This window comes from Vibrio sp. M260118, from assembly GCF_036533755.1.
Lineage (GTDB): Bacteria > Pseudomonadota > Gammaproteobacteria > Enterobacterales > Vibrionaceae > Vibrio.
In genome coordinates, this window is record NZ_JATABG010000001.1 from 29,388 (window position 1) to 46,205 (window position 16,818).

Genomic DNA, 16,818 nt, shown 5'->3' on the forward strand with positions numbered 1-16,818 from the left:
TATGACTCTGACTAAACAAACTGGCGCAGATTACCTGCGCCAGATCTTAAGAGCTCCAGTCTATGAAGTTGCAACGGTTACGCCATTACAAGAGATGCCTCGTCTCGCCGCGCGTATTGGCAATAACGTCCAGATCAAACGTGAAGACCGCCAGCCAGTTCACTCGTTTAAGCTGCGTGGTGCTTACAACATGGTGGCAAGCCTAACCGATGAGCAAAAATCCGCAGGTGTCATTGCCGCTTCTGCAGGTAACCATGCTCAAGGCATGGCACTTTCTGGCACTAAGCTCGGTATCAAGACCACTATCGTGATGCCAAAAACCACGCCAGACATCAAAGTAGAAGCGGTGCGTGGCTTCGGTGGAAACGTAGTATTGCACGGTAGCAACTTTGATGAAGCGAAAGCCGAAGCAGAGCGTCTATCCGCCGAGAATGGTTATACTTTCGTACCACCATTCGATCACCCACTGGTAATCGCAGGGCAAGGCACCATCGGTATGGAGATGTTGCAGCAGAATGGTCACCTCGACCATATCTTCGTTCCTGTTGGTGGTGGCGGTCTTGCTGCTGGCGTTGCAGTATTGGTTAAGCAGCTAATGCCAGAAATCAAAGTAATAGCCGTTGAACCGGAAGACTCAGCCTGTTTAAAAGCCGCGCTAGATGCTGGTGAACCAGTGGTTCTTGACCAAGTCAGTATGTTCGCTGATGGTGTTGCGGTTAAGCGTATCGGTGAAGAAACCTTCCGCTTATGCCAACAATACATTGATGGACATATCTCGGTTTCAAGCGATGAAATTTGCGCAGCAGTGAAAGATATCTTTGAAGACACTCGTGCGATTGCCGAGCCTTCAGGGGCACTAGCACTAGCTGGGCTGAAAAAGTATGCCGAACAAAACCAACTGAAGGACTGCAACCTAGGTACGGTTCTCTCTGGCGCCAATACTAACTTCCACGGCTTGCGCTATGTTTCAGAGCGTTGTGAGCTAGGTGAAAAACGTGAAGGCTTACTGGCTGTCACCATCCCTGAGCGACAAGGGGCTTTCTTTGAGTTCTGCAACCTGATTGGTGGCCGAGCCGTGACAGAGTTTAACTATCGCTACAACGACGATTCACTGGCTAACATCTTTGTCGGTGTGCGCTTGCAAGGAGGCCAAGAAGAGTTAGACCACATCATTCATGACCTTCGTGAAGGTGGTTATCCTGTTGTTGACCTGTCTGACGATGAGATGGCGAAGCTGCACGTGCGCTACATGATTGGCGGCAAGCCATCTAAGCCACTTAAAGAGCGTTTGTACAGCTTTGAATTCCCAGAGTACCCGGGCGCACTACTTAAGTTCTTAAGTACACTTGGCACTCACTGGAACATCAGTTTGTTCAACTACCGTAACCATGGTGCCGATTATGGCCGCGTGCTGTGTGGATTTGAGCTTGATGAATCTGATCTATCGCGCTTCTCTGCCCATCTACGCGAACTCGGCTATCAATGTAAGGACGAAACCGACAACCCGTCGTATAAGTTCTTCCTTTCTTAAGCCGACCAATCAAGCCCTTAAGTGATTCACTTAGGGGCTTTTTAAGCCCTTAGCCTTGGTAGCAATCCCTTTCCGCTTATACTTTGGTCAAAATGCGTGATACGCATAAATATAATGCTAAAGTTTCATTTTTGTCATACCTGTTTTAGGTCTACACTCTGTTCAGTCAAAAAATGTTTGCTACAGAGTCCTGGAGACCATTATGTTCAACGCACTGATCCTAAACCAAGAAGAAAAACGCACTATCGCTAGCATCGAACAGATCGATGAGACACAACTGCCAGAAGGCGAAGTGCTGATCGATGTTGACTACTCATCATTAAACTACAAAGACGGCCTAGCTATTACAGGCAAAGGCAAAATCATCCGCAACTTCCCAATGGTTCCGGGTATCGACTTAGCAGGTACTGTAGTTAGCTCTGAAGATGGCCGTTACCAAGCCGGTGACAAAGTAGTTCTAACAGGCTGGGGCGTGGGTGAAAACCACTGGGGTGGTATGTCGCAACGTGCACGCCTAAAAGCAGATTGGCTAGTGCCCCTACCAAAAGGCCTAGACAGCAAAAAAGCGATGATGGTAGGTACTGCAGGTTTTACTGGTATGCTGTGTGTTCAAGCGCTACTCGATGCAGGTGTTAAACCAGAAGATGGTGAAGTTTTAGTAACTGGCGCAAGTGGCGGTGTTGGATCTGTGGCAGTAACTCTACTTGCAGAGCTTGGCTACAAGGTGGCCGCATTAACAGGTCGCGTTGAGCAAAATGGTCCACTACTAGAAAAACTAGGTGCAAGTCGCATCATCGACCGTACCGAGTTTGAAGAGCCAGCTCGTCCACTTGAAAAGCAAGTGTGGGCAGGCGCTGTCGATACAGTAGGTAGCAAGGTACTAGCGAAAGTTCTGGCGCAGATGGATTACAACAGCGCGGTAGCGGCATGTGGCCTAGCGGGTGGTTTTGACCTACCAACAACGGTAATGCCATTCATTTTGCGTAATGTTCGTCTGCAGGGTGTCGATTCAGTAATGTGCCCAACAGAAAAACGCATCGCGGCATGGGAGAAGCTGGTTGAGCTACTACCAGAGAGCTACTTTGAGCAAGCATGTACTGAAGTAGAACTAGCAGAAGCACCCAAATACGCTGAAGACATTACCAATGGCCAAGTAACGGGCCGCGTGGTGATCAAGCTATAAGTTAGCCTCAAGAAAAAATAACCTGTGTTGACATTGCGGACAAGTATGCGCAGAAATAGCTCTGCACTTGTCAGCAAGAGTCGCGACTCTCAAGCGACTTGGGAAGCAATGTTGATTCAGGTTATTTAAAAACGCAGCCGCTTAATAAGTCAATCTAGCCCTATATCCTCAATCCGCTTGGCAATTAGGCGACCACACTCTTCCTTTACGATCCCACGCAACCACTCTTGGGCAGGCGAATGCTCACAACGTGGATGCCAAATCATTGAATAATCGAACGGTGTAAACTGAAAAGGTAGAGGCTTGATCACTAGGTCATAGCGCTCTGCGACCAAGTAAGCCAAATCAGCAGGAACGGTAATAATCAACGGCATAGTATCGACTATCGCCAACGCAGCTTCTAAGTGGTAAGCACGTAGCACCATTTTGCGCTTAGGTTGATCAAGCAGAGCACCCTCAATCAAGGCTTTTACACCATCACTAATGGCAATCATTGCATGTGGATAGTTGAGGTAGTCTTCTAAATGCAGCTCTTGATCTGCTAGAGGGTGTTGTTTTGACAGTAAGCACAACACGCCAACACGACCTAATATTTCACTGCGCAATGGCTCGACAGGCCCAATCGGGCGACATATTGCCAAATCAGCGCCTTCATAGGTCAGTTGGTCAGCTAACCTATCATGTTGAAGTGGCAGAAAGTTAAACGAAACGTTAGGCGCTTCTTGATAAATACGCGGCAGTGCAAAAGGTAAGATGGTTTGCATCGCGTAGTCAGTGGTGGCGATATTAAACGTTTGATCACAGCTATGGGGTTCAAACTCGATTGGCGAAAGTAACTGACGTAAAGACTCTAGCGGCTCACCTAAATTACGATCGATCTCCAGAGCTTTCTCTGTCGGAATAAGATGCTGACCTTGGCGAGTAAAGAGTGGATCACCCAACATTTCACGCAAGCGACCTAACACACGGCTCATTGCTGACTGACTAAGGTTTAGACGGCTTGCCGCTTTGCTGACACTACACTCCTCTATAAGCACTCGCAGCGCAACCAATAGGTTGAGATCTCGGCGGTAGATATCTTCTAGTTCCACGCATCACCACATTCATTTAGCTAGACATGGTGTGATTGTACCTTTTTCAGGCAAAAAAAATCCCGCTTTTCAGCGGGGAAGCCCAAGAAAACTGGGGATAGTGTCGGAATGTAGTTGAGCGTAGTGATAAAAACCGAAGTGTAGTTGGAAGCGCTACAGTTCGTTCTCTTTTTCTTCAGATGCACTCGGCCAGCGATGCATCTCAAGCCATATCCCTACGACTGTCGCCCCCATGCCGAGCAAAGGCATAAACGACGACGAGTCTGCTGGTGAACGTAAAACGAGGGCACAAAATGAGATAAAACACAGCACTGAATAGATAGTTAGACGATCTAACGCTGTCAACATACTTGCTCTCCCTGTTAATTGTTACCAACTTGTTAACTAAGTTAAAACAAAATGACCACTTTGCCAAGGGTTATTGAAGATTTTTTTTTCACTAGTATCATCTAGGCCAAATCAGTTACCAAAGATATGACCATGACATTCAATCCACAGCAGGCAAATAAAACCCTAGAGGCAGAAGGACTACGCTGCCCAGAGCCAGTAATGATGGTCAGGAAGACAATTCGTACAATGGAAGATGGCGAAGTACTACTAGTCAAAGCCGATGATCCATCCACCACTCGCGACATTCCAAGTTTCTGTCGCTTTATGGATCATCAATTGATTGGTTCACAAACTGAACAACTGCCTTATCTGTATTTGATAAAGAAAGGAATGGCTTAATCAGCCGTTGCAGAAAGGAAAACGGCAGCCAACTAGGCTGCCGTTAGTTTATTCGTCATATTCGAGTGTGCGCACTTCAGATTGGAGCTGAGTTATCTGCTTCCTCATCGCCCGCATCTCTTCATGCATAGGGATAATGTGCGCGACGCGAATCCATGCTTCAACGGTTAATCCCGTTAAAATAAAGGTTCCGGCTACAATCGGTAACCACATATCAGTCAACACCATCGCCAATAAGCATAGTGCTAAACCAAAGGTGAATAAGTAACTCTGGCTTTTTGGGGTCATCCCCATATAACGTGTAAGCATAGTTTTGCCCTCTCGCTATCATTCACAGAATTAAAATATCATGACAAGTATGACACTAATATGTCAGCGATCACGACTCAGAATGAAATAAACTCAGAGTTTGACCTAGATCTTTTCACTACTAGTTATTGATATTTAACACCAACTTTGCCGATGCTATTGAAACACCGCTGCAGCTGTTGCTAAGACGATAAATAGCAGCGCGGTGATTTTGCGAATCAAATCAAGAGGCATTTTATCTGCTGACAGTTTACCAATCAGAACTACCGGGACGTTCGCGATCAACATACCTATGGTTGTACCTAAAATGACCCAAGTCAGTGCGTCCGCATATTGGGCACCAAGAATTGAAGTTGCGATCTGGGTTTTATCACCAATTTCAGCGACAAAGAATGCGATAAAGCTGGCGATAAATGGCCCGCGATTAGAGATCTCTTCGTCGTCATCAAGCTTATCTGGAATTAACACCCAGCCCGCCATGGCGATAAAGCTCACCACCAGCACCCATTTTAAAACTTCAGGGGAGAGGTAGTCAGCGACAACCACGCCAAGCCATGCCGCTAAAGCATGGTTTGCAATAGTTGCTAAGAAAATGGCCGCGATGATCGGAATAGGTTTGCGGTATCGACTGGCTAAAAGCAGGGATAAAAGTTGAGTTTTATCACCGATTTCCGCCAATGCAACGGTGGTGATAGAAATAGCTAAAACGCTCACGACATGCTCTTCTGGGGTAGGGATTATAATTTTAACCAAAGACAAACCTCATGCCCCACCCCGGTTCATGATGATTTGTCTAAGGTCTTGCTAAACGCGATCGACATTGTTGTGATTAAATTGGTCGATACTTGTCTCGAACGCCATGATGATTTTGCATCAATTATGTTGACGAACGAACTTAACATCCCAGTGTTGATAGTTAAGTAAGCTACTCCCCAAAGACGGCGAAATTCTAACGAGCTGTCAGGCTTTTCTCAAGCGATAAACTGCAAATAAACTCCCTTTTAGGAAAATTTGGACGAATAAGCCATTAAATTTCCATTAAAGGAGAATTTTGGCGAGGAATTAATGAAGATTAGCCCTACTCCCAGGCTAAATATCTCGGTATACTTGATTGTTATTTTTTCTCAATTTTTGACACAAGAATCGCGCGAATTACTATGCAAAATTACGATATCAAAACCTTCCAGGGAATGATCCTCGCGCTGCAGGATTACTGGGCACAAAACGGTTGTACCATTGTTCAACCTCTAGATATGGAAGTAGGTGCAGGCACCTCTCACCCAATGACATGTCTACGTGCACTTGGCCCAGAGCCAATGTCGACAGCTTACGTTCAACCTTCACGTCGCCCGACCGATGGTCGCTATGGTGAAAACCCGAACCGTCTGCAGCACTATTATCAGTTCCAAGTAGCTCTAAAACCTTCTCCAGATAACATTCAGGAGTTGTACCTAGGCTCGCTTGAAGTTCTTGGTATCGACCCGCTAGTTCACGATATTCGTTTCGTAGAAGATAACTGGGAAAACCCAACCCTAGGCGCATGGGGTCTTGGTTGGGAAGTATGGCTAAACGGTATGGAAGTGACTCAGTTTACTTACTTCCAGCAAGTTGGTGGTCTTGAGTGTAAACCTGTTACTGGTGAGATCACTTACGGTATCGAACGTTTAGCTATGTACATCCAAGAAGTAGACTCAGTTTACGACCTAGTATGGAACGTAGCACCAGACGGCTCTAACGTGACTTACGGTGACATCTTCCACCAAAACGAAGTTGAGCAATCAACGTACAACTTCGAGCACGCTGACGTAGATTTCCTATTCAGCTTCTTCGACCAGTGTGAAAAAGAATCAAAAGAACTCCTAGAGCTAGAGAAGCCTCTACCTCTACCAGCTTACGAGCGCATTCTAAAAGCGGCACACGCTTTCAACCTGTTAGACGCACGTAAAGCTATCTCTGTTACAGAGCGCCAACGTTACATCCTTCGTATCCGCAACCTGACCAAATCAGTTGCTGAAGCATACTACGCATCACGTGAAGCGCTTGGCTTCCCAATGTGCCGTAAGGAAGAGGAGAAGTAATCATGGCTAAAGAATTTCTAATTGAACTGGGTACTGAAGAGCTACCACCAACGCAACTTCGCACGCTAGCGGAAGCGTTCGCAGCAAACTTCGAAGCTGAGCTAAAAGGCGCAGATCTAGCACACGAAGGTGTAAAATGGTACGCCGCTCCTCGTCGTCTAGCGCTTAAGGTTTCAGCTCTAGCTGAAGGCCAAGCTGACAAAGTAGTTGAGAAGCGTGGTCCTGCAGTTTCTGTCGCATTCGATGCTGACGGCAATGCAACTAAAGCGGCTCAAGGCTGGGCGCGTGGTAACGGTATCACTGTTGAACAAGCTGACCGTCTAGTGACTGACAAGGGCGAATGGCTTCTTTTCAAACAAGAAGTAAAAGGCCAAGCAACGTCTGAAATCGTTGTTGAGCTAGCAGCAAAAGCACTAGGTAACCTGCCTATCGCTAAGCCGATGCGTTGGGGTAACAAGACAACTCAGTTTATCCGCCCGGTTAAAACGCTAACTATGCTAATGGGCTCTGACCTGATTGAAGGTGAGATCTTAGGCGTAGCATCAGATCGCACTATCCGTGGTCACCGCTTTATGGGTGAACAAGAGTTCACTATCGATTCTGCAGAGCAATATCCAGCGATTCTCGAAGAGCGCGGTAAAGTCATGGCAGATTACGAAGCACGTAAAGCGATTATCCTTGCTGACTCGCAAAAAGCAGCAGCGGCGGTTGGAGGTGTTGCGGACCTAGAAGATGACCTAGTGGAAGAAGTGACCTCTCTGGTTGAATGGCCAGTAGTTCTTACTGCGAAGTTTGAAGAAGAGTTCCTAAAAGTACCTTCTGAAGCATTGGTTTACACCATGAAAGGTGACCAGAAATACTTCCCGGTGTATGACGAAAACAAGAAGCTACTACCTAACTTCATTTTCGTATCAAACATCGAATCAAAAGAGCCTCGCCACGTCATCGAAGGAAATGAGAAGGTTGTTCGTCCACGTCTAGCGGATGCTGAATTCTTCTTCAACACTGACCGTAAGCGTCCTCTTATCGATCGTCTTCCTGAACTTGAGCAAGCTATTTTCCAGAAGCAGCTTGGTACTATCAAAGACAAAACAGACCGCATTACAGCACTTTCTGGCTACATTGCTAAACAGATCGGCGCTGACGTCGAGAAAGCAACTCGCGCGGGCCTACTGGCTAAATGTGACCTAATGACCTCTATGGTATTCGAGTTTACCGATACTCAGGGTGTAATGGGCATGCACTACGCAACTCATGACGGTGAAGACCAAGAAGTTGCACTAGCACTTTACGAGCAGTACATGCCCCGTTTCGCGGGTGATGACCTACCAAGCACAGGGATCTCTTCTGCGGTAGCTATGGCGGACAAGCTAGATACTATCGTTGGTATCTTTGGTATCGGCCAAGCACCTAAGGGCTCTGACCCATTCGCACTGCGTCGTGCATCACTAGGTGTTCTGCGCATTATCGTTGAGAACGGCTACAGCCTAGACCTAGTTGACCTGATTCGTGAAGCTAAGGTTCAGTTCGGTACTAAGCTTACTAACGAAAACGTAGAGAACGACGTGATTGAATTTATGCTTGGTCGTTTCAATGCATGGTACAAAGACGAAGGCTTCAGCGTGGATATCATCCAAGCAGTACTCGCACGTCGTCCCACGAAACCTGCAGACTTCGATCAGCGCGTAAAAGCGGTCTCTCACTTCCGTGGCCTAGAAGCAGCCGAAGCACTCGCCGCGGCGAACAAGCGTGTTGGTAATATCCTAGCGAAATTCGACGGTGAACTTGCAGCAGAGATCGACTTAACTCTTCTCCAAGAAGATGCAGAGAAGAAACTCGCAGAAAGCGTTGAAGTGATGACTGAAGCGTTAGAGCCAGCATTCGCAACAGGTAACTACCAAGAAGCACTAAGCAAGCTTGCTGACCTCCGTGAGCCAGTAGACGCATTCTTCGATAACGTCATGGTTATGGCAGATGACGAAGCTCTGAAGAAGAACCGTCTAACGCTGCTGAACAACCTACGTAACCTGTTCCTACAGATTGCAGATATCTCACTACTTCAGAAGTAGTTGGTGTACAGCAGACAATGCAAAGGGAAGCTTCGGCTTCCTTTTTTTGTTGCCGGTAGACATCATTGAGTACGGTATCTTTTTTATTTTGTGAACAAGGCAAATATTTGTAGGGTGAGACAATTTTAACTTATGAGCACAGCACTCAGATTGTAGAGGCTTAGTCTTGCTATAACGGGAGCGTTTATTCGGGGGAAGGATTCAATGAAAAAAACAGCACTCGCAATCTCAATCGGTCTACTTAGCGCTTGCAGTCAAATTACGCAAGATTCCATTCTACTCACCATCGGTGACAACACCGCTGTATTTGACGAGAATGGTCAAGGTTTACTCGTTGCCGAACAGAAGCTAGAAAAAGGCAATTACACCTTTACTATCGGTGATAGCAAACAGACCTGTGGCAGCCGCTTTGCTCTCGCCGAAGAGAGTCGCATCAAGTTCAACCGTACGCTCAAGATGGATAACTGTGCCACCGATGCCAAGATGCCACTACGCATTTTCAAAGCCAACACCTATCAATTCACCCTTAACCCTACCAGCAACGAGTTGACGGTTAAGATCAAACCTAAGCAGAACAACAACGTCACCTATAGCTGTCCTACCGCGAGTGATATGCCCAAGACCATCAATGTCGCGAAAACCTTTGCCGATGGCACTAAGATTCGTGATGCTCTTACTGGTCAAGAAGCGAGCGTAGATAACGGCACCATTACCATGCAACCGGGACCAATGAGCCAAGGCTTACTATTACTCGAACAAGTTGAGCAGCACACACAGCCTGCGTTTAACTGGGATAACGCTACTGTCTACTTCGTCATGACTGACCGTTTTCATAATGGCAACCCAGACAACGATAACAGCTATGGCCGCAGCAAAGATGGCGAGCATGAGATCGGCACTTTCCACGGCGGCGACTTAGCAGGTTTAACCGAAAAGCTCGACTACATTGAATCACTCGGCGTGAATGCCATCTGGATCACTAGCCCACTAGAGCAGATTCATGGCTGGGTAGGCGGAGGGGATAAAGGTGATTTCAAACACTATGGCTACCACGGCTACTATCACCAAGACTGGACTAAACTCGATGCCAACATGGGCACCGAAGATGAACTGCGCACCTTTATCGATACTGCACATAGCAAGGGTATCCGCGTAGTATGGGACGTGGTAATGAACCACACTGGATACGCAACACTAGCGGATATGCAGGAGTTTGGTTTTGGTCAGCTTTACCTAGATGAACAAGAAGCCAAAGATATTCTTGGAGAAAAATGGACTGACTGGCAACCTAAATCAGGCCAGAGTTGGCATAGCTTCAATGACTACGTCAAATACGGTGATAACGAAGCGTGGGATAAATGGTGGGGCAAAGCGTGGATTCGTACTGATATAGGTAGCTACGATGCTCCGGGGTATAACGAACGCACCATGTCGCTCAACTTCCTGCCAGATCTAAAAACGGAGTCGCAGCAAGTCACTGGGCTACCTAACTTCTTCAAAAATAAGCAGACTAATGCCCAAGAAGTTCAGCAGACACCGCGAGCTCATCTGATTTCTTGGCTATCGAATTGGGTGCGTGACTATGGCATCGATGGCTTTAGAGTCGATACGGCTAAACACGTAGAGATGGAAGCATGGGCTGAGCTTAAAGCCAGTACCAACCAAGCGCTAGCAGAATGGAAAAAGAACAACCCAGACAAAGCACTGGATGACCTGCCATTTTGGATGACTGGTGAGGTATGGGCACACGGAGTAGTCAAAACACCGTATTTTGATAATGGCTTTGATTCGATCATCAACTTTGAATTCCAATCAGATGTTGCGCCAAAAGCGTTGAAATGTTTTGCTGATTTAGATAGCGACTACCGCCGTTATGCTAAGCATATCAACAGTGATCCTGAGTTCAATGTGTTGAGCTATCTATCCTCACATGACACACAGCTGTTCTGGGCAGCGCGCAGTCGCAGCTTTGATGATCAAGCTCGTGCCGCCAATGCACTGATGCTTGCTCCGGGAGCCGTTCAGATCTACTACGGAGATGAGATCGCACGTGACTTTGGTACAACCGGTTCGGACCGTCACCAAGGTACTCGATCTGATATGCCTTGGCAGATGATCACAGGCCAACGTGAAGAGCTGCTACAACATTGGCAAAAGTTAGGTGAGTTCCGTAAGCGCCACCCAGCGATAGCTCAGGGCAAACACATCACTCGCAACCAGCAAGGTTACTATGCCTTTGAGCGTCAGTATCAAGATGACAAAGTGCTAGTGGTTTACACCGGAGAGTAACCGAACCACACATTATTGTTTAAAGGGAAGCAGCTGCTTCCCTTTTTTGTCACTCTTTAGCGCAAAAATCACGTGCTTCTAGTCAACAGGAGTACTTTTTTCTGCTCTCGCAAGATTCTTACTTTGCGTTGATCACACATTGAGGTAAGGTCAAGGATTACTCGATTGGCTAGCAACGCACTAGCTAAAGACATACAAAAGCAATGACAATAATGAATTAGGTACAAAACGTAATGCAGTTCTCTCAATTTGGTGAAAAGTTTAATCAGTATTCAGGTATTACCCAGTTAATGGATGATTTAAATGATGGTCTACGCACTCCTGGCGCCATCATGCTCGGAGGTGGAAACCCTGCCGCCATTCCAGCCATGCTCGATTATTTTAAACTCACCAGCGAAGAGATGTTAAAAAGCGGCGATCTTGTTGCCGCTATGGCCAATTATGATGGACCTCAGGGCAAAGATGCCTTTGTAAAATCATTAGCTAAGCTTTTCAGAGACACCTACGGCTGGAACATCACAGAGAAAAACATCAGTCTCACTAATGGTAGCCAAAGCGGATTCTTTTACCTATTCAACTTGCTCGCGGGCAAGCAGCCAGATGGCTCACATAAAAAAATCTTATTGCCGTTGGCTCCTGAGTACATTGGTTATGGGGATGCGGGTATCGACGAAGATATTTTTGTCTCTTATCACCCTGAAATTGAAATGCTCGACAACGGCCTTTTCAAATACCACGTCGATTTTGAACAGCTAAAAGTGGATGACTCTATCGCCGCTATTTGTGCCTCTCGTCCAACCAACCCAACAGGTAACGTTCTAACGGACGACGAGATTCATAAACTCGATAAACTTGCGCGTGAAAACAATATCCCGCTAATCATTGATAATGCCTATGGTCTACCTTTCCCAAACATCATTTTTGAAGACGTAGAGCCGTTCTGGAATGAAAACACCATTCTATGTATGAGCCTATCTAAGCTAGGTTTGCCTGGAGTTCGCTGTGGCATTGTCATAGCGAGCGAAGAAGTGACCCAAGCGATGACTAACATGAATGGCATTATTAGTTTAGCGCCGGGCAGTTTAGGCCCTGCGGTTGCTAATCATATTATTGGTAAAGGGGATCTACTCACTTTGAGTTCTGAGGTGATTAAGCCTTTCTACAAGCAGAAATCTCAGCGTGCAGTAGAGCTATTGCAAAGCGCCATCACCGACCCGCGTTTTCGTATTCATAAGCCAGAAGGCGCTATTTTCTTATGGCTATGGTTTGATGAACTACCAATTACGACTATGGAACTTTACGCTCGCCTAAAAGCACGTGGCGTATTGATTGTGCCGGGAGAATACTTCTTTATAGGCCAAGAGGATGACTGGGAACACGCGCATCAATGCTTACGTATGAACTATGTACAAGATGATGAGACGATGCAGAAAGGCATCGCAATCATCGCTGAAGAGGTCGAAAAGGCCTATCAGCAATTAGGCTAGCTAGAACGCGCTCTGTAATAGGCTCGCTTACTTCGGTACATTGCCGTATCTGCATGAAATAGTAGCTTATCTACCGGTTCATTTTCGCTGGATGACACACCAATAGAAAAATGAACCGGATAGGTTTCTCCATTACCCAGCTCGATGCACTGCTCGTGTTGAGCGTGTTCTAGACGATAGCTAAGTTGCTCTAACTCGGCTGAGGAACAATCAATTGCGATCACCGCAAATTCATCCCCTCCTAAACGATAAACATTCGATTCAAACTGAACTTGCTCTTCCACAAGTTCAGCAACACGAGCAATTAACTCATCTCCGCTCTCATGCCCATAGCTATCATTCAACTTTTTTAAGCCATTAATATCGATCATCAATAAAGACAGAGTCTGACATTGATGATTATTCAATAATAGACGAGCGTAATCTAAGTCTTCATCGAAAGCCTTTCGGTTTAAACACTTAGTTAACTTATCTCTGCGAGCAAAGTCTTCAAGTTCCAACCACGCTTGCATTTGACGAAGGAATATCTGAATGAGTAAGCGGTCTTGATCTTGGTTTAAAGAGTCACTACCTCGAAAATAAGCACATGTCTTTCCTTGGTTAGTGGTAATTGCGATCGCCCCATTTGTTGGCATTTCAAAAGTCAGTTTTACTTCTTCATTGTCAAATAAGCTGAGCAAAAATTGGTTACACACAGTTGGAATAGCACGGTAGTTAATCGTCGCTTGATTAGAAAAAAAGTCCAACAGCCTTAGTAGACGCTTTTGATAAGCTTCTTCAAGGTCAAGGTGGACTTGTAAATCATGCGTCTTCTCTTTCACTGAGCGCTCTAAGCTGAGGTTGAACTCTTCGAGTTTTCTGTTTGACTCATTCACTTGTTCGTTAGCCGTTAATAACTCTTTATTTCTAGACTCTAGCTCCTTTACCTGACGACGAACCGTCAGCCACAAAGAATCGACCAAAGCCACCAGCATGCGAAACTCAGCAAACTTAATCCGTTTAGAAATGCTCTCTGGCCTTTTACCATTCCGATAGCTGATCACTAATTTTTCTAGCTGTTTAATCGGTTGTACAAGCCAACGGCTCGCCAAAAAAGCCACACCCAAGATCAACAATATAGTGGCTCCAATACCACGATAGAGTTGATTGCGGGTGTCGATCATCTCTTGAGTTCGATTAAAATCAGAAAAATACTGAGCGACACCCAACCGTAAGGGCGTTGCGAACTTTTCGTTGTCGACAGAGACCAATAAGTTGTCATTTAAATCGGTGTTTACATAGTTAAACTCGACGGATTCATCTTCAAACAAAAATGGCTGAGCCAGTGTTTTCATCTCTTGATAAGATACAAGCACAATCAAATAACCTTGAGGTTCATAAACTGACCCTTGACCCACCGCGCCTTTGCGTAAGGTATAGGTAAACAATGGAGTGACAATAGCGACCCCTTTCTGTCCACCTTCAACAACCAGCTGTTGGTCAATGTATTCTTGATGGTAATTGAGGCCGTGCTCAAATAGCGAAATATTTTGTTCGATATCCCGGAGGAGGCCACTTTTTTCTAGATGGTATAAACTGCCGTTATTTTCAAAAATTGGTACAAACTCTTTATCAAGAATGAACGTTGCTGTGATATGCCCAGACAGCTGCTTGAAGGTTTCGATTTTTTGCCAGATTAAAGAGGAGAAAAGGATGTTCTCTGTACCCGCAATCAATAGCCGATCTTTGGAGAACCACTGACTTAGATTAGTGATATTAGTCAGCTCTTGCGTCAACGTCTTCTCAATACCCAACGTTGTATTGAGTATCTTGGCTTCTTTCTGCTCTTTCAGGTATTGAGCATGCTCTTCGATTAAGCCAGTACCAACAATGACTGCAGGAACTAAAGCACTACAAAGAATCACCAAGGTGAGGATATGACGTAAACTCATGGTCGGGCCTGCGTCTGATTAATCTTTTTTACCTCACGATCGATAAAATCGATGGTAAATTGCGCTGCTTTTTGTGCAGGCATACCTGCCTTATAACGCTTGTATCCACGATAGATAACTTCCCACATCACCGCCATTTTTAATGAACTAGGCATAACCATCGCATTGTCCAACTGCTGGTAGATCTCCGTCGCTAAAGTCGACTGGTTCGACATCGGCTCTATATTCAACTCTTTGAATGCAGAAATAAGCGTGTTTGCAACGATAACATCTTGGATAAACTCGGCGTTCTGCATAACATCGATAAACTGTTTTATTTGCTTGCGCTTTACTGGATCGTCCATTGCTTGTTGAGTGATGGCAAGTACTCGTCCTCCACTTAACGAACGCATATGTTTACCGTTATAGGAAGGTAAACTCGCCACTTTAAGTGCACTGCCCAAATGATGTTTTAACTCTATATTGGCCCAGTCACCATCAATAAGATACGGTGTTTTCCCTGAGATAAACTGTTCCATAGCACAGTATTGATCGCAACTTTCTTTAACAACTCCAGATTCAGCAAGCAGCTCATAAAAAGTATAGGTTTTGGCCAAGGTATCAGTATCTATATCAGTAGCATAAGACATATTGGGATTGAATAGAGAGGAAAAAGCCATTAAGAAATACATGGTCGGATGCTGCATCGCTAAACGTTTATTCTCACCAAGCTTTGCACTCTTAAGAAGCTCTTCCCAAGTAAGGGTGAGTTCTGAAGTAAGGTCAGTGTTGATGTATAAAACGAGATGGTTACCTAAAACCAGTGGCATCGCGTAGATATCACCATCGACTGTCACCAATTCAATGGCTTTGTCTTCCATTTTCTGTTGTTGGATCCACTCGCGAGGTATCGCCGAAATCCCCAAAAACTGCTTAAGACCCACAAAGTCAGAGGGTATCCAAATCGCATCAGGCAGAGCGCCACCATTTTTATTCGCAATAAGTAACTCAGAACGAATGCTATCCACACTAAAATCACGTATCGCAATATCAGCATTTATCTGCTGTTCAACCTCTTTACGAGCCGCATCGATCGTATCAAAATCGACCCCACTCCAAATCTCAAGATCACTTGTATAAGCGCTTAAAGAGAATAAAAAAAGTGCTAATGCCAATAGAGTTCGCACTTAACTCCCCCATCATATAAGTATTTAAATACGCCGATAAAACCAAAGCTTAGCCGATAATAGCAGTCGCGTCTTACACATAAACACCCGCATATCACTATTCACGATGAAAGATGGGAGAAACAAAAAGAGCGCCGTCAAATGGGCGCTCTTCACTCTTATTACCGATGTATCTCAGTTAACTTCAAATATGACGAGTTAAACGAGTTAACCTTCGATTAGCTTACTACCATTGATGGAAATCTTACGCGGCTGCATCGCTTCTGGGATTTCGCGCTCCAGGTCAATGTGTAGAAGACCATTTTCCATACTTGCCCCCACTACTTTCACATAGTCTGCCAGTTGGAATTTACGCTCGAAATCGCGTTCTGCGATACCTTGATACACGTATTGCTTCTCTTCTTCCGTTTTACGCTCGCCTTTAACAATAAGCATGTTCTCTTTCTGAGTCAGATCTAATTGCTCTTCAGCGAAACCTGCCACTGCCATAGTGATACGGTAGTGATTCTCGTCTTGCTGCTCGATGTTGTAAGGAGGGTAACCGCCAGAAGAGTTCTTCGAAGTGTTCGCTTCCATCATATTGAATAGACGATCGAAGCCAATTGCGTTGCGGTAAAGTGGAGTGAAATCTACAGTTCTCATAATGCTATCCTCATAGTAAGCAATAGTCTTAGCCGTGAGTTTGCGCGGATCTACCTTGGACAGATCGTTGCCGACTAAGGGATTCAATCACTACTCCTCGGGTTCTCATAACTCTGGGACCTAGTGTCGAATCAAGTTCAATTGTGTGCCTTCAAGACCATCCTCTCCTGAGCGATGCCTATTCAGCTAATCCAGAGGTCTGTTTCTTCTCTTGTGAGCAAGACAGCGTTCCTCTTCACAAATAGATATGTGGATAGCTCAAATCAGTTTCAAGGGATAAAAGTAAAAAAGTTTCGAGTGGCGAGTCCCTAGC

General features: G+C 45.6%; 14 protein-coding genes. 7 read left to right on the forward strand and 7 right to left on the reverse strand.

What is annotated here, in order from left to right; all coding sequences use genetic code 11:
* Window position 1: 1 nt before the first annotated feature.
* Window positions 2-1,531: a threonine ammonia-lyase, biosynthetic gene (ilvA, locus tag QTO00_RS00160; RefSeq protein ID WP_331422198.1), complete on the forward strand. Its 1,530-nt coding sequence runs from the start codon at window positions 2-4 to the stop codon at window positions 1,529-1,531.
* A 202-nt stretch (window positions 1,532-1,733) separates the two neighbouring features.
* On the forward strand, window positions 1,734-2,714 hold the full coding sequence (gene acuI / locus QTO00_RS00165) for an acrylyl-CoA reductase (NADPH) (protein ID WP_331422199.1): 981 nt from the start codon (window positions 1,734-1,736) through the stop codon (window positions 2,712-2,714).
* Window positions 2,715-2,863: 149 nt separating this feature from the next.
* Here the strand turns inward: acuI and QTO00_RS00170 are convergent, their stop codons facing one another.
* A complete protein-coding gene (locus QTO00_RS00170) occupies window positions 2,864-3,805 on the reverse strand; it encodes a LysR family transcriptional regulator (protein WP_331422201.1) in 942 nt (313 codons plus the stop codon).
* Window positions 3,806-3,958: 153 nt separating this feature from the next.
* Window positions 3,959-4,153 carry a hypothetical protein gene (locus QTO00_RS00175; RefSeq protein WP_331422203.1) on the reverse strand — a complete coding sequence of 65 codons (195 nt, stop codon included), beginning with the start codon at window positions 4,151-4,153 and terminating at the stop codon, window positions 3,959-3,961.
* A gap of 132 nt (window positions 4,154-4,285) precedes the next feature.
* On the opposite strand from QTO00_RS00175, the gene tusA reads away from it, so the two are divergent.
* Window positions 4,286-4,534, forward strand: a complete 249-nt coding sequence (gene tusA / locus QTO00_RS00180; protein ID WP_331422205.1) for a sulfurtransferase TusA — start codon at window positions 4,286-4,288, stop codon at window positions 4,532-4,534.
* 48 nt (window positions 4,535-4,582) lie between these two features.
* Here the strand turns inward: tusA and QTO00_RS00185 are convergent, their stop codons facing one another.
* Both QTO00_RS00185 and QTO00_RS00190 read right to left on the reverse strand, forming a co-directional pair.
* Entirely contained in the window at window positions 4,583-4,843 is a 261-nt protein-coding gene (locus QTO00_RS00185; protein WP_331422206.1) for a hypothetical protein, read from the reverse strand.
* A 156-nt stretch (window positions 4,844-4,999) separates the two neighbouring features.
* Window positions 5,000-5,557 (reverse strand): TMEM165/GDT1 family protein, encoded by a 558-nt coding sequence (locus QTO00_RS00190; RefSeq protein ID WP_331422219.1) that lies wholly within the window; start codon window positions 5,555-5,557, stop codon window positions 5,000-5,002.
* A 443-nt stretch (window positions 5,558-6,000) separates the two neighbouring features.
* Between QTO00_RS00190 and glyQ the strand changes: the two genes are divergently transcribed.
* The 4 genes from glyQ (at window position 6,001) to QTO00_RS00210 (ending at window position 12,766) form a co-directional block, all read left to right on the forward strand.
* Window positions 6,001-6,921, forward strand: coding sequence for a glycine--tRNA ligase subunit alpha (gene glyQ, locus QTO00_RS00195; RefSeq protein WP_331422207.1), 921 nt, complete (start codon window positions 6,001-6,003; stop codon window positions 6,919-6,921).
* A gap of 2 nt (window positions 6,922-6,923) precedes the next feature.
* Window positions 6,924-8,990, forward strand: a complete 2,067-nt coding sequence (glyS, locus tag QTO00_RS00200) for a glycine--tRNA ligase subunit beta (RefSeq protein WP_331422208.1) — start codon at window positions 6,924-6,926, stop codon at window positions 8,988-8,990.
* A gap of 204 nt (window positions 8,991-9,194) precedes the next feature.
* On the forward strand, window positions 9,195-11,279 hold the full coding sequence (locus QTO00_RS00205) for an alpha-amylase (protein ID WP_331422209.1): 2,085 nt from the start codon (window positions 9,195-9,197) through the stop codon (window positions 11,277-11,279).
* Between the two features lie 233 nt (window positions 11,280-11,512).
* A complete protein-coding gene (locus tag QTO00_RS00210; RefSeq protein ID WP_331422211.1) occupies window positions 11,513-12,766 on the forward strand; it encodes a valine--pyruvate transaminase in 1,254 nt (417 codons plus the stop codon).
* Here QTO00_RS00210 and QTO00_RS00215 read toward each other — a convergent pair.
* From QTO00_RS00215 to QTO00_RS00225, 3 genes are all read right to left on the reverse strand, one after another.
* Complete coding sequence (locus tag QTO00_RS00215) at window positions 12,763-14,697, reverse strand: GGDEF domain-containing protein (RefSeq protein ID WP_331422213.1); 1,935 nt, start codon at window positions 14,695-14,697, stop codon at window positions 12,763-12,765. The two genes, QTO00_RS00210 and QTO00_RS00215, sit on opposite strands and share 4 nt — an antisense overlap.
* Complete coding sequence (locus QTO00_RS00220; RefSeq protein ID WP_331422215.1) at window positions 14,694-15,863, reverse strand: sugar ABC transporter substrate-binding protein; 1,170 nt, start codon at window positions 15,861-15,863, stop codon at window positions 14,694-14,696. Before QTO00_RS00220 ends, QTO00_RS00215 begins: the two co-directional genes overlap by 4 nt.
* Window positions 15,864-16,070: 207 nt before the next feature.
* Complete coding sequence (locus QTO00_RS00225) at window positions 16,071-16,505, reverse strand: Hsp20 family protein (protein WP_331422216.1); 435 nt, start codon at window positions 16,503-16,505, stop codon at window positions 16,071-16,073.
* Between the last annotated feature and the right edge of the window lie 313 nt (window positions 16,506-16,818).

Coding starts and splice junctions, on each gene's coding strand:
- glyQ (WP_331422207.1), top strand. CDS start 6,001: ATGCAAAATTACGATATCAAAACCTTCCAGGGAATGATCCTCGCGCTG.
- acuI (WP_331422199.1), top strand. CDS start 1,734: ATGTTCAACGCACTGATCCTAAACCAAGAAGAAAAACGCACTATCGCT.
- glyS (WP_331422208.1), top strand. CDS start 6,924: ATGGCTAAAGAATTTCTAATTGAACTGGGTACTGAAGAGCTACCACCA.
- QTO00_RS00225 (WP_331422216.1), bottom strand. CDS start 16,505: ATGAGAACTGTAGATTTCACTCCACTTTACCGCAACGCAATTGGCTTC.
- QTO00_RS00210 (WP_331422211.1), top strand. CDS start 11,513: ATGCAGTTCTCTCAATTTGGTGAAAAGTTTAATCAGTATTCAGGTATT.
- QTO00_RS00205 (WP_331422209.1), top strand. CDS start 9,195: ATGAAAAAAACAGCACTCGCAATCTCAATCGGTCTACTTAGCGCTTGC.
- ilvA (WP_331422198.1), top strand. CDS start 2: ATGACTCTGACTAAACAAACTGGCGCAGATTACCTGCGCCAGATCTTA.
- QTO00_RS00175 (WP_331422203.1), bottom strand. CDS start 4,153: ATGTTGACAGCGTTAGATCGTCTAACTATCTATTCAGTGCTGTGTTTT.
- tusA (WP_331422205.1), top strand. CDS start 4,286: ATGACATTCAATCCACAGCAGGCAAATAAAACCCTAGAGGCAGAAGGA.
- QTO00_RS00185 (WP_331422206.1), bottom strand. CDS start 4,843: ATGCTTACACGTTATATGGGGATGACCCCAAAAAGCCAGAGTTACTTA.
- QTO00_RS00215 (WP_331422213.1), bottom strand. CDS start 14,697: ATGAGTTTACGTCATATCCTCACCTTGGTGATTCTTTGTAGTGCTTTA.